5 protein-coding genes are annotated in these 4,232 nt (G+C 35.4%); all 5 read left to right on the top strand.

Going from position 1 to position 4,232, the window contains the following annotated elements; all coding sequences use genetic code 11:
• The first annotated feature begins 104 nt into the window (after positions 1-104).
• Positions 105-272: a helix-turn-helix domain-containing protein gene (locus A194_RS19905; protein ID WP_017187629.1), complete on the top strand. Its 168-nt coding sequence runs from the start codon at positions 105-107 to the stop codon at positions 270-272.
• A gap of 17 nt (positions 273-289) precedes the next feature.
• The gene (locus A194_RS0115075) at positions 290-1,096 is read left to right on the top strand and encodes a bifunctional DNA primase/polymerase (RefSeq protein ID WP_017187628.1); all 807 of its coding nucleotides are present in this window, start codon (positions 290-292) and stop codon (positions 1,094-1,096) included.
• Positions 1,097-1,098: 2 nt separating this feature from the next.
• On the top strand, positions 1,099-2,523 hold the full coding sequence (locus A194_RS0115070) for a hypothetical protein (protein WP_017187627.1): 1,425 nt from the start codon (positions 1,099-1,101) through the stop codon (positions 2,521-2,523).
• 77 nt (positions 2,524-2,600) lie between these two features.
• Positions 2,601-2,723, top strand: a complete 123-nt coding sequence (locus A194_RS21055) for a hypothetical protein (RefSeq protein WP_017187626.1) — start codon at positions 2,601-2,603, stop codon at positions 2,721-2,723.
• A 164-nt stretch (positions 2,724-2,887) separates the two neighbouring features.
• Positions 2,888-4,232, top strand: a 1,345-nt coding sequence (locus A194_RS0115060; protein ID WP_017187625.1) for a recombinase family protein, incomplete at its 3' end; no start/stop codon positions are given.

Raw genomic sequence — 4,232 nt, 5'->3', positions numbered from 1 at the left:
TAAAATGTATATATGGGAGCGCCCCAATATACTCACTAAATTCCTTAGGGATAAGTGTGTGTATTGGGGCGCTCCTTTTTTGTTTTTGAAAGGGGGTGGTGTAAATGAACGAGTACATGGATGTTGAACAGTTGAAAGACTACCTAATGGTTTCTAAAGGTTTGATTTACAAGTTAGTAAAGACGAATCAAATTCCGCATAGACGCATTGGTAGTAGGATTATCTTTAAGAAAACTGAGGTTAATAACTGGTTAGATCGTTCTGAACATTAAAAGGGAGGATATCTATTATGTCGAAACTAGAAGCTAATGCTTTATTTTATGCACGTGTTTTAAACATTCCGGTTTTTCCGTTGCACGGTATTGTAGGTGGAAAATGCACTTGTGGGTTTGACTGCTCAAGCCCTGGTAAACACCCAATTCTAAATGGTGGGCCTTATAAAGCAACGAAGGATTATCAGACTATTTTTAACTGGTGGAAACGTTGGCCAAGTGCCAATATAGGTATTCCAACTGGTAGCAGGAGTGGCTTGGTCGTATTAGACATTGATGTAAAAGGCGATGGGTTTAAGACATTAAGCAACCTTATTCGGAAAAATGGAGGCTTTGATCAAACAAACATTGCGTCTACAGGTAGTGGTGGCCTGCATATTCTCTTTCAAAATGAGAGAGGGATTAAAAATAAGGTAAGGTTTGCAAATGGATTGGATTTTAAATCAGAGGGAGGGTATTTTGTTGCTCCACCTTCAAAGCACATCAGTGGTAACTATTACTTGTGGAAGAACTTAAAAGTAGAAGAAGACTTTAGGGTTGCTCAGTTACCACCTTGGTTAAAAAAGGTAATTACAGATGATCGAAGTTTCACTTTTAATACGAGAAAAAGTAAGTATTCGGATATCAGTAAAGGAGTCAAAGAAGGCCAGCGTAATAACAGCTTAGCTTCTTTAGTTGGCTACTTGTTAAATAAAGGTGTTGATTCAGAGGTAACACTAAATTTAGCAAGAGGTTGGAACTACATGAACACACCCCCTATGAATAATTTCGAGTTGGAAAAAACCTTTAAGAGTATTCTCAAGTTGCATCAGAAGGAGGGGTGAAGTTGTCTAAAAATAAGAAGTCAGAAGCCCACCTTATTCTAGAGAGCTTACCAGATTTAGAACTGTTTAAGTCAGAACTAGAAATGGGTTATGCAAAGGTTGTTGTAAATAACAATAAAAAGATTCTACCTCTTCAATCTGAAGAGTTCAAAAGGTATTTAATTTACTTATATATGACCGCCACTGATAACATTTCAGCACCTAAAAAGACAGCGATAGACGAAGTTGTCAGTACCTTAGAAGCAAAAGCATTTATAGAAGGTAAGTTGGAATCCTTATATAGAAGGGTTGCGAAAGTGGAAGATAAGATTTACTTAGATTTATGTAACTCAAAGAATGAAGTAGTTGAGGTATCTAAGGATGGCTGGTCAATTGTTCGAAATCCAGAAGTAAATTTTATAAGAACAAAGTCTATGTTGCCTTTACCAAGGCCAAAAGTGGATGGAAAACTAGAGTTATTAAAAGAGTTCATAAATTTTAGAACAGAAGATGATTTTAAGTTACTAACAGGTTGGTTATTATCTGCTTTTAGAACTGATATGCCGTTGCCAATACTTATTCTAAACGGTGAGCAAGGAAGTGCGAAAAGTACAACGACCAAAGTGTTGAATAGATTAATAGATTATTCAGAGATTCCAGTTCGAACATTACCTAATAATGAACAAGATCTAGCCATAGCTGCTTTTCATACTTGGTTACTTTCCTTCGATAATGTAAGTGGATTAACCGGAAGGATGAGTGATAGCTTGTGTAAAATGTCGACTGGTGGAGCTCAAACTACTAGAAAATTATTCGAAAATTACGGGGAAGCCGTTTTGAAATATAGACGGCCAGTTATCTTAAATGGAATAGGAGATATCGCTCAAAGGCAAGACTTGTTAGACCGGGCTGTAGTAAATAATCTACCTTCTATCAATCAAGAAAACAGGCAATTTGAAAAGGATTTTTGGCAACGCTTTGAGAAAGAATGGCCTTTTATCTTGGGTGGTATTATGAATACGCTTAGCGTTGCACTAAAGTCTGAGGGTAGTGTGCATCTTGATGAAAAGCCAAGGATGGCTGATTTCGTAAGGTGGGTAACAGCTGCAGAAGGATACCTAGGTTGGCCTAATGGAGAATTCTTGAATATTTACGAAAATAACAAGGACTTTATCGTGAAAGATGTAGTGTACTCTGATCCATTTGGTTTTGCCGTATTAACTTTAATGGAAGAAAGAGATGAATGGGAAGGTAATGTTAATGACTTATTAAGTGCACTAGAGCGACATATATTCAAAAAACACATTGAATACAAAGATTGGCCGACCGAAAGAAAGGTTAGAGAGAGGTTAAGTCGACTTAGCCCTGGGTTAAGGCGTTGCGGTATATACTATACAAGTTCTACTAATAAGTGTAGTAGGTACCTAAAATTAAAACGAAATAAATAAAAAGCATCACCTTTGTATATAGGGTAGAAGGTGATGCCTAAATAAAAAACCTAACACAATTTTACAGGAGGATATGCATGTATAGCAATAGAAATGTAGTAGAAACTGATCACAAAAGGCAGAAAGCAATTGAGTTAATTGCGACTTTGATCCAACGATATTATATGAATAAATCAAATGAACAAAAAGAGAGTAAATAATTTACCTTGATACAATATCGTCATCATCGTCATCATCGTCACACTCAAAGTGTAGATTAGATGGACAAAATGACGATGATGACGATAATTACTATAAATTGAGTTTTTAAGAATATTACATTAGTGCTATGTAACTAAGTTATACCTGTTTGGAGTGGTAATTAATGGGCCATGGTTTAAGAGCGGCAATTTATATAAGGGTATCTACAGAAGAGCAAAAGAAAGGGTATTCTTTAGAAGCTCAAGAAGAAACGTTGAAGGAGTACGCTGCAAAAAAATCTTATCAGGTTGTAGATGTTTATAGTGATGGTGGCTTTTCTGGAAAAGACTTTAATAGACCAGCGTTTCGTAGAATGATGAATGATATTGAAGAAGATAAGGTCGATATAATTTTAGTATGGAAGGTTGATAGGCTATCTAGAAGTACATCTGATGTTACAACACTTATAGATAAAGTGTTAACACCCAAGGATAAGAGTATTGTTTTAGCGGCAATAGACATGAACTCAAGTGACAGTGTTGGAAAAATGTTTATTTCAATGTTAGGTGTCTTCGCTGCATATGAAAGAGCGACAATTATCGATAGGGTTAGCTCTGGCATGAATCAAAGAGCTAAACAAGGTTATCGAAACGGTGGATTGGTTTTAGGTTACGATTCTGTTGATGGTGAGTTAGTGATTAATAAGGAAGAAGCTAAAATTGTGAAGGAAATCTTTGAGTTGAGAGCAGGATACCATGGATATAAAGCTATTGCGATTAAAATGAATGAATGGGGTTATAAAACAAAGAGGGATAATCAATTTACTATTAACTCTGTAAAAACAATTATAAACTCACCTTTATATGTTGGAAAGATAAGGTGGGGGCAATATAGAGACTGGTCGAACAAAAGACGTAATGGGAAAAGCGAACCATTATTGGTTGAAGGAAGGCATGAACCTATAATATCACAGGATCTATGGAAACAGGTTCAAATTGTTAACTCAGAAAATAATAGAAATTTTAACAACAGGAGCCGACAAAAGAATCATAAATTACTGTTGAGTGGGGTCATTAGATGTCCTCAATGTGGTGCTGGAACTGTTTTCAGTAAGTCTAAAAGAAAAAAAGGTGGATATTATTACTATTACATGTGTCAAAGGTCGCATAATGGTGGCAAGAAATCATGTCGTTCAAACTTAATTAGAAAAGATGTGATTGAACCTCAAGTAATCAATTTATTCAAATCACTATTACAAATGGAGAAACAATTAATTGATGAGGTTTTATTTATGGTTAATGAACAGAAAGAAGAAGGGAATGGATTTCTAGAGGAGCTAAAAATTAAGCAAGATAAACTCCAGGAGTTAGGTGATAGGCGTAACAAGTTGGATAACGATTATTTTTCAGAAAAAATTTCACCGGAAACATATAATAGACTTATGAGAAAACTGGAGAATGAAATTAATGAATTAAATGACGTAATACAGAAATTCGAGGATCATAATAAAGAGAAGGAAGTAAGTCTAT

This window comes from Alkalibacillus haloalkaliphilus C5 (assembly GCF_000269905.1).
Classification (GTDB): Bacteria; Bacillota; Bacilli; order Bacillales; family Alkalibacillaceae; genus Alkalibacillus; species Alkalibacillus haloalkaliphilus_A.
Note: the sequence above shows the minus strand (reverse complement) of the source record. Positions and strands in the feature narration are given on the sequence as shown.